Here is a 20489-nt window from a genome sequence, read left to right as displayed (position 1 = left end):
AAATCAGGTTGAGTCAATAGAGCCGAAACCAGGTTCGGAAGATCTCTATCGTCCGTTTAGACGGGGAAATATAGTTGGGTTCACTCCACATTTCCTCCCGAACTTGTTCTAAATCGTGCAGTAAGTCGTTTTCGTTGACTCCCTTGGCCTTGGCTTCCTTCGCCATCGAATCTAAAAATTCGCGTAAGGCGACCACCTTGGACTTTGTAATTAGATTTTCCTTTTCAATGTAAAATTCACTCACTGCTCGCCCCTTTTAAATCCGTTTCCCCCGAACACGTCAATCATCATCATGGCCCCTAGCCGAAAGCCTTCAGTATACGCGGCAGCAGAAGACATGGATGTCGATTGCCCTAACAAATCGATTAAATTCTCCAAGTCATCGAACTCTTCCCGCGAAAGCTTCTTGTGATAGGCATCCATTAACGATGAAATCTTTCGGTTAAGATTGAGATATTCAGAATTTGCAGGGCGTAAGCATTCGTTAGGTCTGAGGTTTCCATAATATAGATTTTCCAAAACAATGCCCATAGTTCTCCTCCTATGTGTTGCAGATATAATCTCCGGAAACCGGGTCCCTCTGCATCATACATCATCAGATCACAGCACATTGTATTTTAGCGGTATAATCACTAAAAATATTTTTATATCCTTAATGCGGAGAAAGTCCAAAAGCAGTATGATGAAAACATGAAATCAGAATACTGAAATGACGAAAGGATGAATTAGAATGTTCGATGTTCAAGTAAATGAACGCGGACAAATAACGATCCCCAAAGAGCTTCGTGAGAAGTTTAATATCAACCCCCGTGACAACGTGAAAATTGACATCGATAAACAAGATCGTTTGATCTTGTATAAAAAGAGTTTTCTGGACGATCTGGAATTAATTTGAATATTATCTTAGTAGGACTAGGCCAATCCCCTTATAACGAATGTATACCAAACAAGAGTGGGTGTTCATATGGAAGATGTGTTCAATGCGCTACCAGTCTTAGAGACCAATCGACTTAAACTAAGAAAGATAACATTAGAAGATGCAGAGGATATGTATTATTACTGTTCTAATGAGGAAGTACCGAAGTACGCTTCCTGGAATCCTCACAAAACAATCACAGAAACAAAAGAAGCGATTGAGCGAGTACTTATCCAGTGGAATAATAAGAGCTTGGTTCATTGGGGGATTGAATATAAAGAAAATAGCAGGTTGATTGGTACAATAGAGTTCGCTACATGGGATAGACAGCATAAAATTGCCGAAATGGGATATGCCTTATCACCGGATTATTGGGGAAAGGGTATCGCAACAGAAGCCGCAAGAAAAGTTATTAAGTTCGGTTTTACCAATATGGACTTGGTTCGTATTCAAGCAAAATGCTATTTAGAAAATATCGGTTCTGCACGAGTTATGGAAAAGGCGGAAATGTCATTTGAAGGAATTATTAGAAAAGGGCTCCTCATAAAAGGGAGACATCAGGATTTAAAAATGTACTCCATACTGAAGGATGAGTTTCAATCTATATGCTGAACTAAAGGGAAACGTTAGTTCAATGAAACAGCGACAGTCTAGGACTTTATTTTCTCGTCCTTGGCTGTCGCTGTTTCAATTTCTGAGGTCAGTCTACGGAAAAGGCCGGGCCACGGACAACATTATGATTGAGCGTTTTATAACTATGAACTGCCTCACCAGTCCCTGCAAAATCACACACCGGCTACGGTGTACAACCGGGAGGTCCAACTGGTATCCACAAGCGTATAACGGAGGGAACTTCGTTCCCCTCCCGCGCCTTCGCTTGGGCTTTGCCCTCGATCTGCAAAGCCTCCTGTTGCTGCTTTGTTATCTTTTTCACACCTTAACTATATTAGAGTACTTTCAAGCTTGGTTTGTTGGAGCACTCTTTGGGTGGATAAACGAAAGAGAAAATGGAATTGGATCTTGCCACATTTGATAATGATCTGTTTGTCAAACAACCCTGCACAAGGAGCGAACGCCTTGCAGTTCTTTCAGTAATTCAGAAGCAACAAGCGTAGAAGTACGATGGTTCGCTTCCTCTGTCAGCCCGGCTACATGCGGCGTAATTATACAGTTTTTCAGAGACAGCAGCGGATGATTGGGGTCCGGAGGCTCTGCTGACAATACATCAAGCATGGCCCCTGCAATCCTCTTGTGCAGTAGCGCTTCATACAGCGCCTGTTCATCAACGACACCACCCCGTGACGTATTGATTAAAACCGCGTGCGGCTGCATCTGCTCGATCGCCGCTTGATGGATAAGCCCTTTCGTTTCCGGCAGAAGCGGGACATGGAGGCTTATAAAATCGGAGTTTTGCAACACTTCCTCCATAGCAGCCAGACGGATGCCGGATTCGGCAGCTGCAAAGTCATACGCTGACAATTGCGGATCGCTGCCCACGACCTTCATGCCGAGTGCCTTGGCCCGCACTGCCGTGCGGTGACCGATCTCGCCAACTCCGATGAGACCCAGTGTTTTGCCTGCGACCTCATGACCACCAAAGCGCTTGCGATCCCAGTTTCCTGCTTTTACATCGTCTGATGCTGCCAGCAGCGGGCGCGTGAACGTAAAGATGGCGGCCAGCACATATTCAGCTACAGATGACGCATTGGCATTCTTCGCACGGATGACTGCAATTCCCCGCCGTTTTGCCTCGTCCAAGTCAATATTGTCCAGTCCCACCCCCAGTCTGCCGATGACAGTCCTTTTCTCCATCTCGGCCAACAGGGAAGCATCCACCCGCGCCTGATTGCGCACGATTAAAGCTTGCGCCGAGGCTGCAGCTTCTTCCAGCCGCTCGCGGTCGGCCCAGAGTTCCGGATCATACTGCACTTCATGCCCGCTGTCCTGCAGGATACGCAAACCTGAGTCCGTTATATGCTCCACAATGACGATCTTCATACTTGCCCCCTATTTCCGCAGCCCCAGCTTGGAAGCCAGCTCGGTGTAATAATCCGTTTCTTTCTGCAAAAATTGCTGATATTGCTGCTGATTTAAATAAGAGGGCTGCAGCTTCAAAGTCTCCAGCTTCGCGGTAAAATCGGGGTCCTCAGCCAGCTCGGCAAGCGCTTCGTCCCACTTTTGCACGACCTCATCCGGCGTCCCTTTTGCCATACTTACACCAGTCCACCAGAACGCAGACAGATTTTCAATCCCTTGTTCTCTGGCTGTTGGCACATCCGGGAAATAGGGGCTTCTTTCTTCACCCGAAACAGCGAGTATTTTCAGCTTTCCGGCCTCGGCCATGGCGGACACTTCGCTTACCGGATGCACGGCCAGCACCGCATTGCCTCCTGCTACGAGCGGAATCGACTCTGCCGTCCCTTTGGTAACGATCATGCGGGTTTTGGAGATATCCACACCGATTTCATTCAGCCACTCCGCAACAGCAAAGGAGGAGAAACCCGCGACGCCGGAGGTCGTCCAGGTCAGATTCTCCGGATTGGCCTTCACCCACTCGGAAAATTCCTCGAAACTCTGCCACTGTGCATCACTCTTCACTGTAAATGCCGGAACATCCTGCACGATCCGGGATACAAAAATCTGATCCTCCGCCTTGACAGGCGGGTTCGTATACCCGGCCGTCATCATGGAGCCAAGTGAAACCACATTGGCCATCACTGTATAACCGTCCGGCTGTGCTTGCTTCAGCGCATATTGCGCTCCCGTCGCACCTCCGCCTCCCGGCTTGTTGACTACATTAACCGGCTGTCCCCATTTCTCGCTCAGCTTTTCCGCCACCGCTCTCGCCACCAGATCCACGCCCCCGCCTGCCGCGTAAGGAACGACATACTCAATCGCTCTTTGCGGATAACCACCTGAACTGCCTTCCGCGCTTTGCGCGCCTTCTGCGCTGCGCTCCGTCTGCTGTCCTGCTCCACAGCCCGCTAGCAGCAGCGATGCTGCTGCCAAGCCTGTTAACAATAAGCCGATTTTTTTCGTCACTGATGTTATTTTCTTCATCATTTCTGTTCTCCCTTACAAGTTAATCTCATCGTTGACAACCGATATTTCAAAAATCCAGCGCTTCCGCCGCTTCTTCCTGTACTCTCCTTCTCGTCCGTCCTGCCAGCCAGATAGAGGCAAAGAACAGGATAGCCGCTGTTATAAGGAAGGTAAGCGCAAGCGGACGGGTCACGAAAATGGAAAAGCTGCCGCCGGACATGGATAATGCCTGTGTGAACGACTGTTCCATCAGCGGCCCCAGAATAAAACACAGAATGAGCGGCATTACCGGCCAGTCAAACTTGTGCATAAAGTAACCGAGCACCCCAAACACAACGGCAACTCCGACGTCAAAAAGGCTATTACGCACCGTGTACGCTCCGATGATGCTGAGCATCAGAATAATGGGAGCCATGATGCCAAAAGGAATTCGCGTCAACCGTGCCCACAGCCCCACCAGCGGAAGATTAAGAAGCAGCAGCACGATATTGCCGATCACCATGCTGGCGATGACGGTCCAGATGAATCCGCCTTTTTGCTCAAACAGGAGCGGGCCAGGAGCCACTCCGTAGATCATTAATCCGGCCAGGAGTACGGCAAGTGGCGGGGATGAAGGAATGCCTAGCGCAAAAAGCGGAATAAAACCGGCAGAGCTGGTCGCATTGTTGGCCGCCTCCGGCGCCGCCACCCCTTCAATCGCCCCGCGCCCAAACAGATGGCGTCTCTTCGAAAACCGCTTCACCACATCATAAGATAGAAACGAAGTGATGGCCGCCGATATGCCTGGCAGCAGGCCCAGGACAAAGCCGATCACGCTGCCTGCTGCAATCGCTCCCGAGCTCTGGCGCAGATCGCTGCGTGAAGGATAGACACTGCCGATCCGGTCGGAGGAGACGGCTGTTTTCTTTTCCTCCATGCTTCGTAACACCTCTGTGATCGCAAACAGCCCTATAATGATACTGATCATCTCGAAGCCGCCGGACAGACTGTTGAATCCGAAGGTGAAGCGAAACATGCCGGTTGAGCTGCCCAGGCCAACCATCGAGAGGAGAAAACCGAACAAACCCATAATGAGCGATTTCAGCAATGAACCGCCCGTCAAGCCGGATGTCACCGCCAGCGCCAGCAGCATGACGCTGAACAACTCCGGTGGTCCGAGCTTAATGGCCTGCTCTGCCAGAACCGGTGCAAAGAAAACGAGTCCGAACACGCCGATCATTCCCGCAATAAAGGAAGCGATGGCTGCAATGCCAAGCGCGGGTCCGCCTCTGCCCTGAACTGCCAGCGGATAACCGTCAAGACAGGTCGGCACAGATGATGCTTCACCGGGAATGTTCAACAGTATCGCCGTCGTTGAACCTCCATACATTGCGCCATAATAAATACCGGCAAGCATGATGATCGCCTGGGCAGGCTCAAGCACTGCGGTGAGCGGCAGCAGAATTGCTATGGCGGAGGTGGGGCCCAGCCCCGGCAATACGCCCACAAACGTCCCGATCAGCGCACCAATGGCTGCCATGAGCAGATTCATGGGCGTCAGCGCGTCCACAAATCCATAAAGCAGTGCTGCACCGGACTCAATCATAACCACACCTCCACCCATCTGCCGACAGGCAAAGGTGTCATGAGCCAGGTAATAAAGATAAAGTACAGCACACTGGTCAGAAGAACAGCCGACAGTACAGCCCGCCACCAGCGCATGGCTCCGATCCAGCGAAACAGCAGCAGTGAGCATACCAGCGTTGCAGCCGTATAGCCGATCCATGTCATCAGAAAAAGGTACGCGAACAGCAAGGCAGTCACAGCCGACAGCATAACAGCCGTTCTCCCTGCGGGAAACGGCTTAACTATTGCCTGTGCAGCACTGCCTTTCACCGTTAACGCAATACCGGACAGAACAAGCCCGGCTCCAAGCAAAAAAGGAAATACGTGATCCCCAATCCACAGCCCTGCTTTGTATTGAAACAGCTTTACCGCTTCTGCCAGGGCTGCTGCACCGATCAATACCGCTAAAGCTCCGGCTGTCCGGTCCGCTTTTTTGCTAATCATTCTGTCTCATCCCTCTCCCTTTGAATGTATAAACAAAAAAAGAGACACGGGAAAAGCGAGCACAGTATGGCCCTTCTCTTCCAGTGTCTCCGGTTTGTCCGGTCGAACCTGAATTCCGATATTTTTCATGTGATTAATGTGTCATCATATTAACAGCGGGTAACAATCTAGTCAACCATGGATTTCTGCAAATACATAAAGGTTCAGGAAACAATGGTAATTTACTGCTTTCGCAGTGCTTTTGAATATTTGGCATAAATAGTTAATATAATTAATCATAAATGCAATGAAATCCTCTTTTTTGTTTTCATTCCTCGCTTCCAGGCAGTATACTGGTTTGTAAATTATGGATTTCGTTAAAAGGAGACTGCTGATTCATGCCATCCATACGAACAGACCGCAAAGCTTTACGCAGGTATCTTCTTCATACTCATCATCTGCTGCCGCTTCCTTCCTCTTTGCCCGTTCCGGAAGGCCCTTCCTCACAAACCGTCCTGGACATGGTTCGTTCCCTGGCAGCCGTACAATTGGACCCGGTATCTGCCGTAGCCCCCAATCAGCACCTCGTATTGGCGGCCCGTCTTCCGGGGTATCGGCCGGAAATGCTCGAAGAGCTGCTGGCGGAGCATAAGGTATTCGAGTATGTGTCTAACGCGGCCTGTGTAATGCCGATGGAGGATTATCCCCTTTATGAGCCTGTCCGTGAACGAAAGCGTAAAGCGGTTCAAGACAGATTGACGGAAATGGAACCGGTCGTACAAGCCGTGCTTACCCGTCTGCAGGCTGAGGGGCCCCTGCCCTCCCGTGCTTTTCAATCCGCAGCCAAGGTGACGGGGTATTGGGAAAATCCGAACAACATTCCGAAAACCAAGGATACGTCCCATGCCCTGACCTTGCTTGTGGATGCAGGCATTGTACGTGTCGTCGGGCGAAAAGGTACGGAACGTTTTTTTGCATTGACAGGTACGACCGTTCCTGATGAGCTGCTGCAGAAGGCTGCCTCATCGGACCCGGCGGCTATCCGCAGCGAACTGCTGGATAAGTACATCCAGGCCTACCGAGTGTTCGATGCGCAAGACCCGCGCCTGGGCTGGGTTAAATCCACCGCATCTGAGCGAAAAAGCTGGATCGAATCCCGACTTCAATCCGGACAGCTTGTGGCCCTTGAGATTGAGAGCGTAGCAAGACCGTATTACCTGCCAGCCTCCGACGTGGAAGTGCTGCAGGAGTTTACCGAACAGGCTGCTGCCGACGCGAACCAAGGCTCTCCGGTGATTTTTTTGCCGCCCCTGGACAACCTGTTATGGCGCAGGGAACGCCTGGCTGACCTGTTCAACTTCCATTATAGATGGGAAATCTACACCCCGGCCGTAAAACGGCGCTATGGCTACTACGCGATGCCGATTCTGTATGGGGATGAGCTGATCGGCAGAATGGACCCTCGTCTTGACCGCAAAACCGGCCTATTAACTGTTCCTCTTTTGCAATTGGATGAGCATATTCAGATCACGGACGAGCTGGTTGAAGCATTGCGCAGCGGATTAACACGGTTTGCGGCTTCTTTTCAGGCAAACCACATCATTGTGGAAAAGACAGAACCGGCCAGCTTAAAAGAAACCCTGTCCATGTAACTCGTTTCAAGCTTGTTGCAATGGAGTCATGGACATTACAATCATAATGAAGATACAGGCAGAGCAGGATAAATAGAAGACTTAGAGCAGGACAGGAGGACATCATGTACAGCTACGAATGGGAGCAACTTCAAACCAGGCTGCCACAATGGGTGGAGGAAAGCCGCAAACAGCATGTTCACGGCCAGGTCGCCGCTTATATTCCCGAGCTGTCCAAGGCGCCGAAGGAGGCGCTTGGAATTACGATTATGGATGGCAGAGGAAATACCATCACTTCCGGTGACTGTGGCTGTATTTTTACGCTGCAGAGCATTTCCAAGGTATTCACCCTCATCCTGGCCTTGATGGATAACGGTGAGCGCCTCGTGTTCTCCAAAGTCGGCATGGAACCAACAGGAGACCGCTTTAACTCCATGCTGAAGCTGGAGCTGGTGGAGCCCGGCATTCCGTTTAACCCGTTCATCAACGCAGGGGCCATCGCCGTTTCTTCCCTGATTGCAGGCAACAGCATTGAGGAAAGATATGCGCGGATTTTGCAATTTTTCAGATTGCTCGCTCATAATGACCGGATGGACTTCGACCAGGACGTATACGAATCGGAATCGGCAACAGGTCACCTGAACCGCTCGCTCGCTTATTTTCTGATGGAAAAAGGGATTTTAAGAGGCAAAGTCGAGGATGTGCTGGAGGTGTACTTCCGCCATTGCGCGGTCAACGCCACCTGTGCCGATCTTGCCCGCATGGGCCTGATTCTCGCCTATAACGGTTACGATCCGATCCGGAATGAGCAGCTGATCCCGCGCCGCTACGTTCAGATCGCCAAGACGTTCATGACCACCTGCGGAATGTACGATGCGTCAGGCCATTTTGCCATTCAGGTGGGGCTGCCTGCCAAAAGCGGCGTGTCGGGCGGCATATTGACAATGGTTCCCGGACGTTACGGCATCGGCGTTGTGGGACCTGCTCTGAACCGGATGGGCAACAGCACGACAGGCGTGCATCTGCTGGAGACGCTGTCGCGGGAGCTGGACTGGAGCATGTTCTAGCAGTTCCAGCAAAAAAGTATCCTTTCGATCCGGTTAATCCGGTTGAGGGATACTTTTTTTCGTGTAAATGGATTTATACGTTAGATGTAATTTCCAGCTTGATCCCGATATTAAACGGATCTTTGACAAGCAGGGCACCATCATGTGCTGTAAGGGAATAACCGCTTTCGGTCAAACGGGAGACGACGGCATCCAGCTCCTTTTGATCCGGCAACCGCAGTGTAAAATAGTCTATTCCTGCAGCATTTTCCGGCACTGGCGGTACGCCCACCCCTGCCCATGTATTCAATCCGATATGATGGTGATAGCCGCCAGCCGAGATGAACAAAGCCATGGAGCCGTAGAAGGCTGTAATATCGAAACCCAACAAGTTGACGTAAAATTGCTCTGCATCTTTCAAATCCGATACGTGAAAATGAACGTGCCCAATAACCGTGCCCGCAGGCAGACCTGTCCACTGCAAATGCTCGGAGGCCGCCAGCAGCCCCTCTACATCCACGGGATCGGTGCCCATCACATAATGCCCTCTGCTGTCACGCTTCCAGGTTTCACGGGGCCGGTCAGCATAGATTTCTATTCCGTTATTATCCGGATCGCTCAGGTACAGAGCTTCGCTGACAATATGGTCCCCCTGCCCTACCGGCACGTTGTGGCGGATCAGGTTGCGGACGGCCAGACCGAGCGATGCACGATCAGGGACGAGGATAGCAAAATGGTACAAGCCAGCTCCGGAACGCTCCGGCAGCACAAGCGCATCTTCGATTTCCCGGAGAATCAGCAGCGGTTTGACCCCGTCGGCCGTCATCTCGGCCTGTCTTCCCTCCTGCTTCAGCACTTTGAGACCGATAACCTCAGTATAAAACGTAATGGATCGCTCCAAATTTTTAATTTTCAGACTCACCAGACCAATATCCGTTGCCGGATGAATTTGCGGTGTCATAATTTTCATGCCCCCATTGAGTTAACATAATTTCCATTACGTAAAATTCAAACTCGCAAACTTTTTCACAACAATACATAAAGTATCTCTGTGTGACAAAATTACCACCTTACTATTAGAAAGTCAATTGTTTTTTGGTTGGACAAGTGAATGTATAACCGTGCGTTATGAAAAAAAGAGCCGCTGCCGGCTCTTCTGCTTAGCTCTATGATTTCACGCTTGGCTCAGTTCGCCTGCTGCACATCTCAGCAGCCTTCCGCACGGAACGAACGATGCCACCGTAACCTGTGCAGCGGCACAGATTGCCGCACAGCGCCGCCTCAATCTCTTCCTGCGAAGGCGAGGGATTGCGGTCCAGCAGCGCTTTGGTCGACATGATCATGCCTGGGGTACAGTAGCCGCATTGGAAGCCCCCCTCTTCCACAAACGCCTGCTGGATCGGGTGAAGGTTGCCCATCGCTCCTTCTTGCAGTTGCTCTCCATCCGCGTTCAAGCCTTCAATGGTCGTAATACAGCGCCCTTCGCATTGATAGGCCATCAGCAGACAGGCGTTGGCCGGCTCACCGTCAAGCAGCACCATGCAGGCTCCGCAGCGCCCCACCTCACAGGAAATTTTTGTGCCCGTCATGTTCAAATCCATCCGTAAAATATCCAGCAGCCTTCTTGCCAGAGGGACCTGCAGCTCGATGGGCGTGCCGTTAATCACGGCATGCCACGTATAGGTTTGATCATTCATCAGCGCTCCGCTCCTTCCCTGACTGCCAGTTCAACCGGACGAATCAGCTGCTCCCGATTTATCGGCAGCCTGTTGACCCACACTCCTGTCGCCTGATGAATGGCGGCTGCCATGGCCGGGGCCAGCGCGACGGAGCCCACCTCACCGATGCCCCGCGGTCCGTACGGGTCCCCCTCGGGCAGTTCCTGGATCGCTTCAACCTCCAGTGAAGTGTGGATATCGCAGATCGTCGGAATGATATACGTATCCAGATTCGGTGTCAGGTAACGGCCCCCTGCCATAACCGCATCTTCGGTCAGCGTGAAGCCGAGCGCCATAACGCTGCCCCCTTCAATTTGCCCAAGGTAGCCCATCGGATTGATGACCGGACCCGCTGCCACCACATGCTTCGTATCAAGCAGCTTGACCTCCCCGCTCAGCATGTTCACCTCCACTTCGGTAATTATGGCTGCGTAGGTATATAAATAATGGCCACCGACGATGTTATCCGGTGTGGTCGGATAATCAAATTTGGTATCAAAAATAAGCTCTTCATCGGCCGCAGCTGCAATTTGGGCATAGGTGACAAGCGGATTGCCGCCGGGTTCCTTGTTGAAGCTGCCATCCGTTCCATGTTCCGTAGGCATTTCCCATACTCCCCCCGACCCGGTAACCAGACGTTCCTCCGGAACGCCGCTGAGTGCGGAGGCGATGGTCTTGATTTTGCTTATAAAGGGAGCTTTCAGTCTTTGCAGCGCCATCCATGCCATCGTCGTGGATCTGGAGGCTGTGCTGGAGCCACTGTGAGGCACCTTGTCCGTATCCCCGATGACAATGCTGAGATCCGCTGCCGAACAGGCGAAAATGTCCAGCAGCATCATTTCAAGCGTAGCGACAAGCCCTTGTCCGAACTCCTCGTAGCTGAAGGCTGCTTCAATTTTGCCCACCGCTGTCAGCGACAGCCTGCCTCCGGCCGGATCGGGTATACCGTAGCCGAGCCCCGCGCCGTGCATGGCGATCGCGGCTCCAACTCCTTTTTTGATCCAAGGCGGAGTATCTTGTAGCTTCAGGCTGTGTTTGCGCTGCCAAAGCTCCGATTTCTCGACTGCTTCCCATACCTGTGCCAATCCTTCAGTCTGCAGGATGCGCTGTCCGAGCGGACCGGGGTCCGAGCTTGCGCGTAGATTGATGCGGCGGAATTCCCATGGATCCATGCCCAGCTTTTCTGCCAGCCGGTCCATCTGCCCTTCCATCGCGAAAATCGCCTGATTGCCGCCGAAGCCCCTGAATTCCCCGGATACCCCGTTGTTCGTATAGACGGATATCCCTTCAACATCCACATGCGGGATATTATAGGGGCCCATGCTGTGCTCTGTCGCAAAATTCAGCACCGGCGCACCCAGGGTGGCATAGGCTCCGGTATCCGCCGTAATCCTGACCTGGTGCGCAATCAGCCTGCCGTCAGCGTCGGTTCCCGTCCGCATCTCGATTTTCATGGGATGGCGTTTTAACCCTGCCCGAACGGATTCCTTGCGCGAGTTGTGCATTTTGACCGGACGTTTGCAGCGGAGCGCCAGCAATGAGCCGTAAGGCTGCACATTCAACTCATCCTTGCCGCCAAACGAGCCGCCGATGGGGCTGGAGACAACACGGATCGACTCCTCTGGCATGTCAAGAATCCGGGACAGCTGCATTCTGTCTTTATAGCCGTGCTGTGTGGCGGCATATACAGTCAGGCGGCCATCCGCTTCCGGTACGAACAGGCCACCCTCGGTTTCCATATACGTATGCATCTGGCGCGGAGTGCAATAAGTCTCCTCCACAATGTAAGCACAGGTGCGAAAAGCCTCTTCCGCCGAGCCCCTTTTCACTTCCGTCCGATGGAGGACATTACCCTGCGGATGCAGGAGGACCGCATCCGGCGCGAGCGCCGCTTCGGGGGAATCCATCACCGGCAGCTCTTCGTATTCCACAGCGATCAGTTGCAGCGCGGCTGCGGCGATTTGCGGAGTTTCCGCAGCAACGGCAGCAATGGCATCCCCCGTGTAGCGCACGACGGTATCGCAGAACACCGGCTGATCCGGCGTGGCGATGCCGAACAGATTCATCCCTGGCACATCGCAGTGGGCCAGGACAGCGTGCACTCCTTCAAGCTGCTCCGCAGCCGAAGTGTCCAGTGAAAGAATGCGCGCATGCGGATACATGCTGCGCAGCACGCGTCCGTATAACATGCCGGGAAGAGACAGGTCTGTTAAATACTGCAGCTTTCCCGCCACCTTATCCGGACCGTCCGGGCGTTGATACCAGCGCTTACCGCTGTTTTCACGATTCAGCAGCATGTGTTCACTTCCTTTCCCTAATCATGGCTTGCAAGCTTATACAGCTCTGCGGCCAGCAGATTGCCTGCTGTCATGGCGCGGTATTCCGCCGTAGCAAATGCGTCTGTGAAGGTTACAAATTCATCTTTCACTGTCTTGGCGAGAAGCGAAAGATCCGTGAGCCCCTTGTGCAGCAAAACCTCGGAACAGGCAAGTCTCATGGCGATGCCTGATCCTCCACCTGCCGCTACATGTACATTGCTCCAGCCCCCGATACTGTCAGGCCTGCCCATAAACGCGACGGTCACCAACGAAGGAGTGAACGCTTCACGTCTGCCGATTTTACGAAAAAACGCGACTTCATCACCGGATGGTGAGGGGATAAGCACCCGCTGAAGAATGAGCCCCTGACAGTGTGTGCCCTGACGGACCATTTGCAGCCAATCTTCGATGGCGATCCGGACAGTTCCGTCTTCGGTATGCCACTCAAGCTGTGCCCGCAAGACGAGCAGGGCAGGAATGGAATCTCCGACACCTGACGCAATATTGCCTCCGAGAGTGGCGGTCGTCCGAATCGAAGGAGCACCGATCTGCCGTGCCGCTTCCGCCAGCAGCGGGGCGTTTGCAGCCACAAGCGGGCTGCGGCAGCATTCGGCCAGACTTGTCATCGCCCCGATGGACAGTATGCCGTCTTCCTGGCTTATTCCGTACATATCACGAATGCCATGCAGCGATACGATTTGCTGCGGCAAAGGAGCAGTTTCTCCCTCCCATTGGGTGCGCAAAAGGGTTCCGCCCGCAACGTAGCAAGAGGTAACCTCCGAGCCATTTTTCCAATACATCGCTTCCTCGACGGCTGCAGGAAGCCGAACAACGGGTAGAGGGCGAATTGCAAAATTTCCATTGCTCATGTTCCTTCAGCCTCCTTCTTTCTAATGAAATTAAAATCCTCAGGCGTATCTGCGTCGAGGAATACATGGGAGTGTATTGAAATCCTGATTCCCTGCAAGGAGGAGCCGTTAATCAAAGCACCTGCCCCTTGGTCCCCTTCCAAAGATTGCAGCCTGCTAAATAAACTGCTGGCAAGCAGCACAGGCGGTTTCGCCTTTCCTTGATCGGAGGCAGCGACATAATCCAGCTGCCGATTCGATGCAAAACGCTCCAGCAGTGTGTTGATATGCCCGCTCCTTACGAAAGGCTGGTCGGCAAGCAGGATCATCGCAGCGTCACACTGGAGAGCTTCCGCAGTCCGGATGCCGCATCTCAGCGAGTGAGCGAGCCCTTTGTCCGCATCGGGACAAACGATGTAACGGATTCGTTCCGGCGCAGTCTTGACGCCATGTGTCGGTTGCAGCCATATTGGCAGCTGCTCCGTTCGCCCGACGACCAGGATGGCATCAAGCCGGGAATCCAGCGCCGCTTGCAGCACCCGGGCGGCCAGACTGCTTCCGTCCGCCAGCGGCAGGGCAAGCTTGTCACATCCCATGCGCGTACTGCGTCCGGCTGCGAGCACTATTCCGGCTGACTTCATAGCGTGCTGCTCCTTTCGGCTGCACAAGCTGCTTTTCCCGCCGTACGGCGATCAGCTCGGCCGCAATACTGACGGCGATCTCCTCCGGTCCGTCCGCGCCAATGGCGAGGCCAACCGGCGAGTACAGTGCCATAGGCATGGCCAGTTCCTGGGTCAGCCGTGCCGTGCGGTCCCTGGAGCCCATAATGCCGAGATAGGCGCACTCGGCATCCTGCAGCAGAGCGAGAAATTCTTTCTCCCGCTGGAATTGGTGGCTCATCAGCAACACATAATCGCTGCTGGTGATGTCCAGCAGGGCGAAGAGTTCAGCCGGAAATCCGTAAACCAGCTCCGCTCCCGGAAACCGGTCCGCAGTCAGCATCGCCTTCCGCCAGTCCGCAACCGTAACCCGAAATCCGATGCCTGCGGCGAGACGGCATACCGGCATCGCGTCTTCTCCGGCGCCAAACAGGATGAGGCGCGGCTTCCCTTCGTAAGCCCGTGAATATACCTCCGGCCAAGGGGAGGCCTCCTGCAGCTCTGCCATTCCGTCCAGCTCATATTCCGCCGTTCCGGAGTCCCAGTCATAACGGCGTGTCAGCATGACACGCTCTCCTGCAAGGAAGCGGAGATGCATCTCATGCATCACCTGCTCAAGCTCTCCGGTTACAGGCTCCAGCACAATATGCAGCAAGCCTCCGCAGCCGATATTTTCACCCCAGGAAAAGTCATCCTCCGGCCGCATGTCATAAGGGACACGTTCGATTTTTCCGGAGCGGAGCACCGTTTCCCCGCATGCCAAGAGGTCACTCTCCAAACATCCCGGGCTGATACTGCCCCAGATGGAGCCCTGCTCGCCCAGCAGCATCAAAGCTCCCTCTTTGCGGTAAGCATGCCCGTCAACGTATACGACGGTAGCCAGCACCTTGCGTTCCTCACTGTTCGCTGCCGCTGCACATAAGTCTGCCATTTCCATCGCATACTCCTCCTCTGCCAGTTCGGGCTTGCTCTCTGCTACATGGTTTTCACCAAACGCGCGATTGATTTATCCGCTTCCTTCAATACAACAGAACGGTCCATCGTCATGACTTTGCGGTTCTCAAAAACGATATTCCCGTCGACCATGACCGTATCTACATTGCTTCTGGTCGCGGAATACACAACACGGGAATAAACATCCACCTCATAGGATGGGTACGTATGGTAGTCCTCCAGGTCAAGCAGTACCATGTCGGCCTTCTTGCCGACCTCCAGGCTGCCGATCTCGCGGCTCATGCCCAGCACCTCTGCCCCTCCCATGGTCGCCATGCGCAGCACGGTGCGCGCATCCATTGCCATCGGTCCTTGCGGCACCTTCTGAATGAGCGCCGTCAGCCGCATTTCCTGAAACATGTCGAGATTATTATTGCAGGGAGCCCCGTCAGCGCCGATGCCAACATGAATCTGCCGATTTAACAGATCCGGAATCTCGGCAATGCCTGACGCCAGCTTCAAATTTGAGCCCGGACAATGGGTAACCTTGACGCCCCGTTTGCGAATGATCTCCTTCTCTTCCTCGCTAAGCCAGATGCAATGGGCCAAAATGAGTCTGGAATGCGCCAGCCCGATATGATCGAGGTACACGATATTGCGCATCCCCCGCTCCGCTTCCACCAGCGCGATTTCGCCGCGATTTTCCGAGGCGTGTGTATGCACTCTGACATGGTACTTGGCCGACAGGTCCCGCACCTGCTTCAGCAGTGACTCTGTACAGGACACGACAAAGCGCGGGCTGAACGCATACTGGATTCTGCCGCCGCCGAAGCCGTTCCATTTCTCCAGCAGATCGACGCTCTCACGGATGGAATCCTCCGTTTTCTCACGCAGCGGTTCGGGAACTTCGTCTCCGTGATCCATCATCACCTTGCCTGAAATGGCGCGAATCCCGCTCTGGGCAATCGCCTGAAAGGCTGATTCCGTGTGATGCACCGTCTCCATATCAAGCACGGTTGTCGTTCCGCTGGCGAGCAGTTCCCCGATACCCAGCAAAGCGGAATAGTAGACCGATTCCTCGTCGTGGGCCGCCTCGAGCGGCCAGATTCTTTTGCGCAGCCAATCCATCAGCTCCATATCATCGGCACGCCCGCGAAACAGGGTTTGGCAGAGGTGAATATGCGTCTGCACAAAGCCTGGCAGCAAAACCTTTCCTTTCGCATCGATGACACGGTCGGCTTCCTGCTGAAGCTCCGTCCCGATCTCCGTAATCAAGCCGTTTTCAACATACAGGTCCCCGACAAAAATATCTTCATCCGCGTTCATGGAAACGATTTGTGCGCCTTTAATCAAAATACTTGCCATGCTGTTGTCCCCCTTATAAATTGCCAGCGGCGTCCATCATTTCCCTGTGTACACATCCAGTGCCGCCTGCACCGCTTCCCCGGCCGGAAGCCGGAAGCCGCAGCGCAGCAGAACAGCCTCCAGCGCGCCGAGCACTTGCAGCACATTCGTTTGACGGCAGCTGAAGCCCATCGTGCCAATCCGCCAGATCCGTCCCTTGAGCGGCCCGAACGAGCTGGCAATCTCGATGCCGAATTGATGCAGCAGCATGGAACGCACCTGCTCACCGTCAATGCCTTCGGGAATGAGCGGGCACGTTACGACTGGCAGCTTGCTGGCCTGGCTTCCGTACAACTGCAGCCCCATCGCCTGCAGACCAGCTGTCAGCGCAAGCTCATTGATGCGATGCCTGGCAAAGCGCTCCTCCAACCCCTCCGCCAGCACAATGCGAAGCCCTTCATGAAGCGCGTACAGCATGCTGGTCGCCTCGGTATGATGATTCAGGCGCATCGGACCCCAATAATCCTGCAGCTGGCTGAGATCAAAATAGTTGCTGCGGATCGAATCAGACACCGGACGTGCAGCAGCTTCGCTAACCGCCGGATCAGCCAGCCCACGTTCAATCCGTTTCCGGCTCAGCAGCTGCTGCTCCACACGACTGTTATAAGTAATTGGCGCCATCCCGGAAGGAACGGAAAGGCATTTCTGTGTGCCTCCGATCACCGCGTCCAGCATCCATTGGTCCGTTTCTACCGGTGTACCTCCGATCGTAGCCACAGCATCAACGACGAGCAGAATGTCCAGCTCCCTGCAAGCTTTGCCGATCTCCCCCAGAGGCTGCACCTGTCCCGTGGACGTCTCCCCGTGCACGATAGCAACAAGCTGCGGCTTATGCCGGTGGATGGCCTGAATGATGATTTCCGGATCAAATACCGTTCCCCACTCCGTCTCAATGACGCTGACTTCGGCCCCGCAGCGCTCCGCAATTTCCGCCAGCAGATGACCGAAGCGCCCGAAGATTGGCACCAGCACCCTGTCCCCTGGCCGGATCAGGCTGACAAGCACGGCTTCAAGCCCCGATCTGGAGGTGCCGTCCACGGGAAAACACCACTCATTGCCGGTGCGGAACACTTCCCTTAGCATAGACATTGTCTCGTTCATCAAATCTGTGAACTCCGGGTCGAATTGGCCCAGCACCGGAAAGGACATCGCTCTTAGCACGCGCGGGTCCGCCTCCACGGGGCCGGGCGTCATTATCGTTCGCAATGAAGGGGACAGTTCTCTGTAAGCACTCATAAATCTACACTCCCGTAGCCGAATTGATATAGGATATCTGCAAGGATTTTAAAACCGTTCTTTAAAGCTTCAGGCTCTGTATATTCTGCAGGGTTGTGGCTGATTCCGTGACGGCTCGGAACAAAAATCATGCCTGTCGGACAAATAGCGCTCAACATCTGCGCATCATGGCCTGCCCCGCTCGGCATCATGTTGCTGGCCAGCCCGCGCTCCCGGCATATGTGCTCCAGCTCCCGCACAATCCGGTCATGCATCGGCACAGCCGCCGCCCGCAGTCTTTCCACAGCGGTAAACTGGACTCCCTCGGTATCCGCAACCTGGGCGAAGCGCTGCAAAAGCTTATCCGCAAACCGCTGCAGGACAGCATCATCCGGATGGCGGATATCCAGTGTAAAGGTAACGCTCCCTGCAACAACATTGGATACTCCCGGAGAAGCATACAGCGAGCCAACCGTCGCCACGAGCGGGTCTCCTTCCCGCAGCGCCGCTTCCCTCGTCAAGGCGATCATCTGCCCGGCAGCAGCCATTGCATCCTTCCGCCACCGCATCGGGGTGGTGCCCGCATGATTCGCTTCACCCTGCAATTGAATCTCATAGCGGTGCTGTCCCACGATGGCGGATACAATCCCCGCCTGCAAGCCTGTTCTTTCCAGTACAAAGCCCTGTTCAATATGAAGCTCCACATAAGCCTGCAGCTCCAGCGAAGGGGCTCTGTACAAGCAGTCCGGACCGAATCCACATCGTTTTGCGGCCTCCAGCAGCGTGACGCCATCCTTGTCGGCATGCTGTCCGTCAGCTTCCCAGCTGCGCAACCCAGCAATGCTGCCCGAGCCCCAATAGGCTGTGGGGAAGCGGCTTCCCTCTTCCTCGCAGAGGGACAGGGCGAGCAATGTCCGCTTTGGCGGACCATACGCCGTACGCAAATACGATAAAGTCAAAGCCGCCGCCACCACCCCGAGGGCTCCGTCGAACCTTCCGCCGTTGACGACGGTATCGATATGCGAGCCTGCGGCGACCAGCGGAAGCGAAGGATCGGTTCCCTGCAGCCTGCCTGCAAGATTGCCGGTCTGGTCAAAGTCTGCCTCAAGCCCTTCCTGCTCCATCCATTGCCTTAGCGCCTGCTGAGCCTCCAGCCACGCATCGCTGTACAGCAGGCGGGTAACTCCTCCTTCTGGAGTTCTCCCGAACTGCGAAAGCCAATCCAGCATTTCCGGCAATCGATCACAGTATTGCTCCAGCAATTGCGCAGCCTCTTCAGCAGGCCTCACCATGTCATGCATATGCCGTTCCCCGCTCGTAAACACCGCTTTGCTTACCAGGAATGAAGATCCCCTTGCACCCTTGAGCTTGAGCCACACCTGTGCCGTGTTCATATACTTGATGCCCTCTGCAGAAGGTTGCAGCTATCGAGTGAGAAAATGCATACCCGATATAAGGACTCTGCTTGTGACGATACAGCAGGTTCTCAGGCTGCAATACAAACCCGCTGCTGAAATCAATCAATGCAAAATCCGCATCCTTACCAACCTCAATCGAGCCCTTGCGGTAAGCAAGCCCCGTTCTGCGAGCTGGTGTGGCAGCAGTAGCTTCAGCAATACGCTGCAAATCAACTCCACGCTTGATATATCCTTCCTCGATCATCATGTTCAGCGTGCTTTGTGCGCCCGAAATTCCGCCCCATATCTCGAAATAATTGTCCGACAGCTTCATTTCAGGCGGACATGGCGAATGATCTGAGGCAATGATATCAATGGAGCCCCGGCGAAAAGCTTCCCACATCCCCTCTCTATTGTCCCGGTCCCGCAGTGGAGGAGCACATTTGGCCACCGCACCGATACACACCGCATCCTCATCGGTAAGGCTTAGATAGTGGGGGCAGGTTTCCGCCGTGACATCCAAGCCTTCCGCCTTGGCGGCATCGATAAGCTCAAGCGCCTGCACACTGCTGATATGCACAAAATGCAGGGCACATCCTGTTTGCCTTGCATACAGCAAAGCCCGGTTTACCGCCTCCACTTCAGCAATCACCGGCCTGGAAGCAAGATATGCCCGCATATCTATACTGCCCTGGGAACGAAGGCGTGCAGCCATCTCCTGCGTAATGGCGTCACTCTCTGCATGAAGCGCCAGCAGCCCGCCCAGTCCGGCGATTTCACGCATGCCTTCCAGCAGGGTCAGATCGTCAGCTCTTGTAAAAATGTCTTCCCCCTCACCGCCCGGCTCGGACATGAAAGCCTTGAAGCCAACCGCTCCTCTTGCGGCCAACGCGGCCAGCTCATCCTTGTTGCCGGGAACAAGCCCTCCCCACAAGGCATAATCAACATAAGAGGAGCTCTCCGCATGCTCCAGCTTGAGATCGAAAGCTTTGGCGCTGACGGTCGGCGGAACTCCGTTCAGCGGCATATCCACGCAGGTCGTGACCCCTCCGGCTGCGAGTGAGGCAGAGCCGGTGGCAAAACCCTCCCAGGAGCCCAAGCCCGGTTCATTAAAATGTACATGAATGTCGATCGCCCCTGGCATCACGGTTAGCCCGGCCGCTTCATACACCTGCCCCGCATCCGTGTCAGGAATGGTGCCGATGGCTGTGATTACTCCGTCTTTTACGGCGATATCCGTCTCCTTGCAGCCGTCAGGCAGGACGACGGTACCTCCCTTGATAATGAGATCATATTTCGGAGACATCCGTTCTCCCCCTTATAGTAACGTGTTC

At 54.0% G+C, this 20489-nt stretch carries 20 protein-coding genes; 4 read left to right on the top strand and 16 right to left on the bottom strand.

The genetic code is table 11. The features are described 5' to 3' along the window. Window positions 1-13: 13 nt before the first annotated feature. Together ACE41H_RS02070 and ACE41H_RS02065 are read right to left on the bottom strand one after the other, a co-directional pair. Window positions 14-244 carry a hypothetical protein gene (locus ACE41H_RS02070; RefSeq protein WP_375352980.1) on the bottom strand — a complete coding sequence of 77 codons (231 nt, stop codon included), beginning with the start codon at window positions 242-244 and terminating at the stop codon, window positions 14-16. Beyond that, the gene (locus ACE41H_RS02065; RefSeq protein WP_375352978.1) at window positions 241-531 is read right to left on the bottom strand and encodes a DUF6809 family protein; all 291 of its coding nucleotides are present in this window, start codon (window positions 529-531) and stop codon (window positions 241-243) included. Before ACE41H_RS02065 ends, ACE41H_RS02070 begins: the two co-directional genes overlap by 4 nt. A 199-nt stretch (window positions 532-730) precedes the next feature. Here ACE41H_RS02065 and ACE41H_RS02060 point away from each other — a divergent pair, with 199 nt between their 5' ends. Together ACE41H_RS02060 and ACE41H_RS02055 are read left to right on the top strand one after the other, a co-directional pair. After that, window positions 731-895, top strand: coding sequence for an AbrB/MazE/SpoVT family DNA-binding domain-containing protein (locus ACE41H_RS02060; RefSeq protein WP_375352976.1), 165 nt, complete (start codon window positions 731-733; stop codon window positions 893-895). A gap of 69 nt (window positions 896-964) precedes the next feature. Then, a complete protein-coding gene (locus tag ACE41H_RS02055; protein ID WP_375352974.1) occupies window positions 965-1528 on the top strand; it encodes a GNAT family N-acetyltransferase in 564 nt (187 codons plus the stop codon). Between the two features lie 435 nt (window positions 1529-1963). Here ACE41H_RS02055 and ACE41H_RS02050 read toward each other — a convergent pair whose 3' ends face one another. From ACE41H_RS02050 to ACE41H_RS02035, 4 genes are read right to left on the bottom strand one after another with little or no spacing between them, the layout of a single operon-like run. Further along, window positions 1964-2914, bottom strand: a complete 951-nt coding sequence (locus ACE41H_RS02050) for a hydroxyacid dehydrogenase (protein ID WP_375352972.1) — start codon at window positions 2912-2914, stop codon at window positions 1964-1966. 9 nt (window positions 2915-2923) lie between these two features. Next, the gene (locus ACE41H_RS02045; protein WP_375352971.1) at window positions 2924-3979 is read right to left on the bottom strand and encodes a tripartite tricarboxylate transporter substrate binding protein; all 1056 of its coding nucleotides are present in this window, start codon (window positions 3977-3979) and stop codon (window positions 2924-2926) included. A 46-nt stretch (window positions 3980-4025) separates the two neighbouring features. Then, complete coding sequence (locus ACE41H_RS02040; RefSeq protein WP_375352970.1) at window positions 4026-5543, bottom strand: tripartite tricarboxylate transporter permease; 1518 nt, start codon at window positions 5541-5543, stop codon at window positions 4026-4028. Beyond that, entirely contained in the window at window positions 5540-6007 is a 468-nt protein-coding gene (locus tag ACE41H_RS02035; RefSeq protein ID WP_375352968.1) for a tripartite tricarboxylate transporter TctB family protein, read from the bottom strand. Before ACE41H_RS02035 ends, ACE41H_RS02040 begins: the two co-directional genes overlap by 4 nt. 377 nt (window positions 6008-6384) lie before the next feature. On the opposite strand from ACE41H_RS02035, the gene ACE41H_RS02030 reads away from it, so the two are divergent. Both ACE41H_RS02030 and glsA read left to right on the top strand, forming a co-directional pair. Further along, entirely contained in the window at window positions 6385-7638 is a 1254-nt protein-coding gene (locus ACE41H_RS02030; RefSeq protein ID WP_375352967.1) for a winged helix-turn-helix domain-containing protein, read from the top strand. A 104-nt stretch (window positions 7639-7742) separates the two neighbouring features. Further along, window positions 7743-8684, top strand: a complete 942-nt coding sequence (glsA, locus tag ACE41H_RS02025) for a glutaminase A (RefSeq protein ID WP_375352966.1) — start codon at window positions 7743-7745, stop codon at window positions 8682-8684. A gap of 73 nt (window positions 8685-8757) precedes the next feature. On the opposite strand, the gene ACE41H_RS02020 is transcribed toward glsA, so the two are convergent. The 10 genes from ACE41H_RS02020 to allB form a co-directional block, all read right to left on the bottom strand. Next, the gene (locus ACE41H_RS02020) at window positions 8758-9624 is read right to left on the bottom strand and encodes a VOC family protein (protein WP_375352965.1); all 867 of its coding nucleotides are present in this window, start codon (window positions 9622-9624) and stop codon (window positions 8758-8760) included. A 205-nt stretch (window positions 9625-9829) separates the two neighbouring features. Continuing rightward, the gene (locus ACE41H_RS02015; protein ID WP_375352964.1) at window positions 9830-10360 is read right to left on the bottom strand and encodes a (2Fe-2S)-binding protein; all 531 of its coding nucleotides are present in this window, start codon (window positions 10358-10360) and stop codon (window positions 9830-9832) included. Next, complete coding sequence (gene pucD / locus ACE41H_RS02010; RefSeq protein WP_375352963.1) at window positions 10360-12678, bottom strand: xanthine dehydrogenase subunit D; 2319 nt, start codon at window positions 12676-12678, stop codon at window positions 10360-10362. Before pucD ends, ACE41H_RS02015 begins: the two co-directional genes overlap by 1 nt. 17 nt (window positions 12679-12695) lie before the next feature. Continuing rightward, window positions 12696-13568 (bottom strand): FAD binding domain-containing protein, encoded by an 873-nt coding sequence (locus ACE41H_RS02005; protein WP_375352962.1) that lies wholly within the window; start codon window positions 13566-13568, stop codon window positions 12696-12698. Then, window positions 13565-14188, bottom strand: a complete 624-nt coding sequence (locus ACE41H_RS02000; RefSeq protein ID WP_375352960.1) for a nucleotidyltransferase family protein — start codon at window positions 14186-14188, stop codon at window positions 13565-13567. The genes ACE41H_RS02005 and ACE41H_RS02000 overlap by 4 nt, the downstream gene beginning before the upstream one ends. Beyond that, entirely contained in the window at window positions 14133-15143 is a 1011-nt protein-coding gene (locus tag ACE41H_RS01995; protein ID WP_375352959.1) for an XdhC family protein, read from the bottom strand. Before ACE41H_RS01995 ends, ACE41H_RS02000 begins: the two co-directional genes overlap by 56 nt. 38 nt (window positions 15144-15181) lie before the next feature. Next, a complete protein-coding gene (locus ACE41H_RS01990; RefSeq protein WP_375352957.1) occupies window positions 15182-16504 on the bottom strand; it encodes a 5'-deoxyadenosine deaminase in 1323 nt (440 codons plus the stop codon). A 36-nt stretch (window positions 16505-16540) separates the two neighbouring features. Then, window positions 16541-17779: a (S)-ureidoglycine--glyoxylate transaminase gene (pucG, locus tag ACE41H_RS01985; RefSeq protein ID WP_375352955.1), complete on the bottom strand. Its 1239-nt coding sequence runs from the start codon at window positions 17777-17779 to the stop codon at window positions 16541-16543. Continuing rightward, the gene (locus ACE41H_RS01980; RefSeq protein WP_375352953.1) at window positions 17776-19059 is read right to left on the bottom strand and encodes a M20 family metallo-hydrolase; all 1284 of its coding nucleotides are present in this window, start codon (window positions 19057-19059) and stop codon (window positions 17776-17778) included. The genes pucG and ACE41H_RS01980 overlap by 4 nt, the downstream gene beginning before the upstream one ends. Then, window positions 19052-20461 carry an allantoinase AllB gene (allB, locus tag ACE41H_RS01975; RefSeq protein ID WP_375352951.1) on the bottom strand — a complete coding sequence of 470 codons (1410 nt, stop codon included), beginning with the start codon at window positions 20459-20461 and terminating at the stop codon, window positions 19052-19054. Before allB ends, ACE41H_RS01980 begins: the two co-directional genes overlap by 8 nt. Between the last annotated feature and the right edge of the window lie 28 nt (window positions 20462-20489).

It is taken from the genome of Paenibacillus enshidis (assembly GCF_042136365.1).
Classification (GTDB): domain Bacteria; phylum Bacillota; class Bacilli; order Paenibacillales; family Paenibacillaceae; genus Paenibacillus; species Paenibacillus enshidis.
This window is presented reverse-complemented; position numbering and strand designations above follow the sequence as displayed.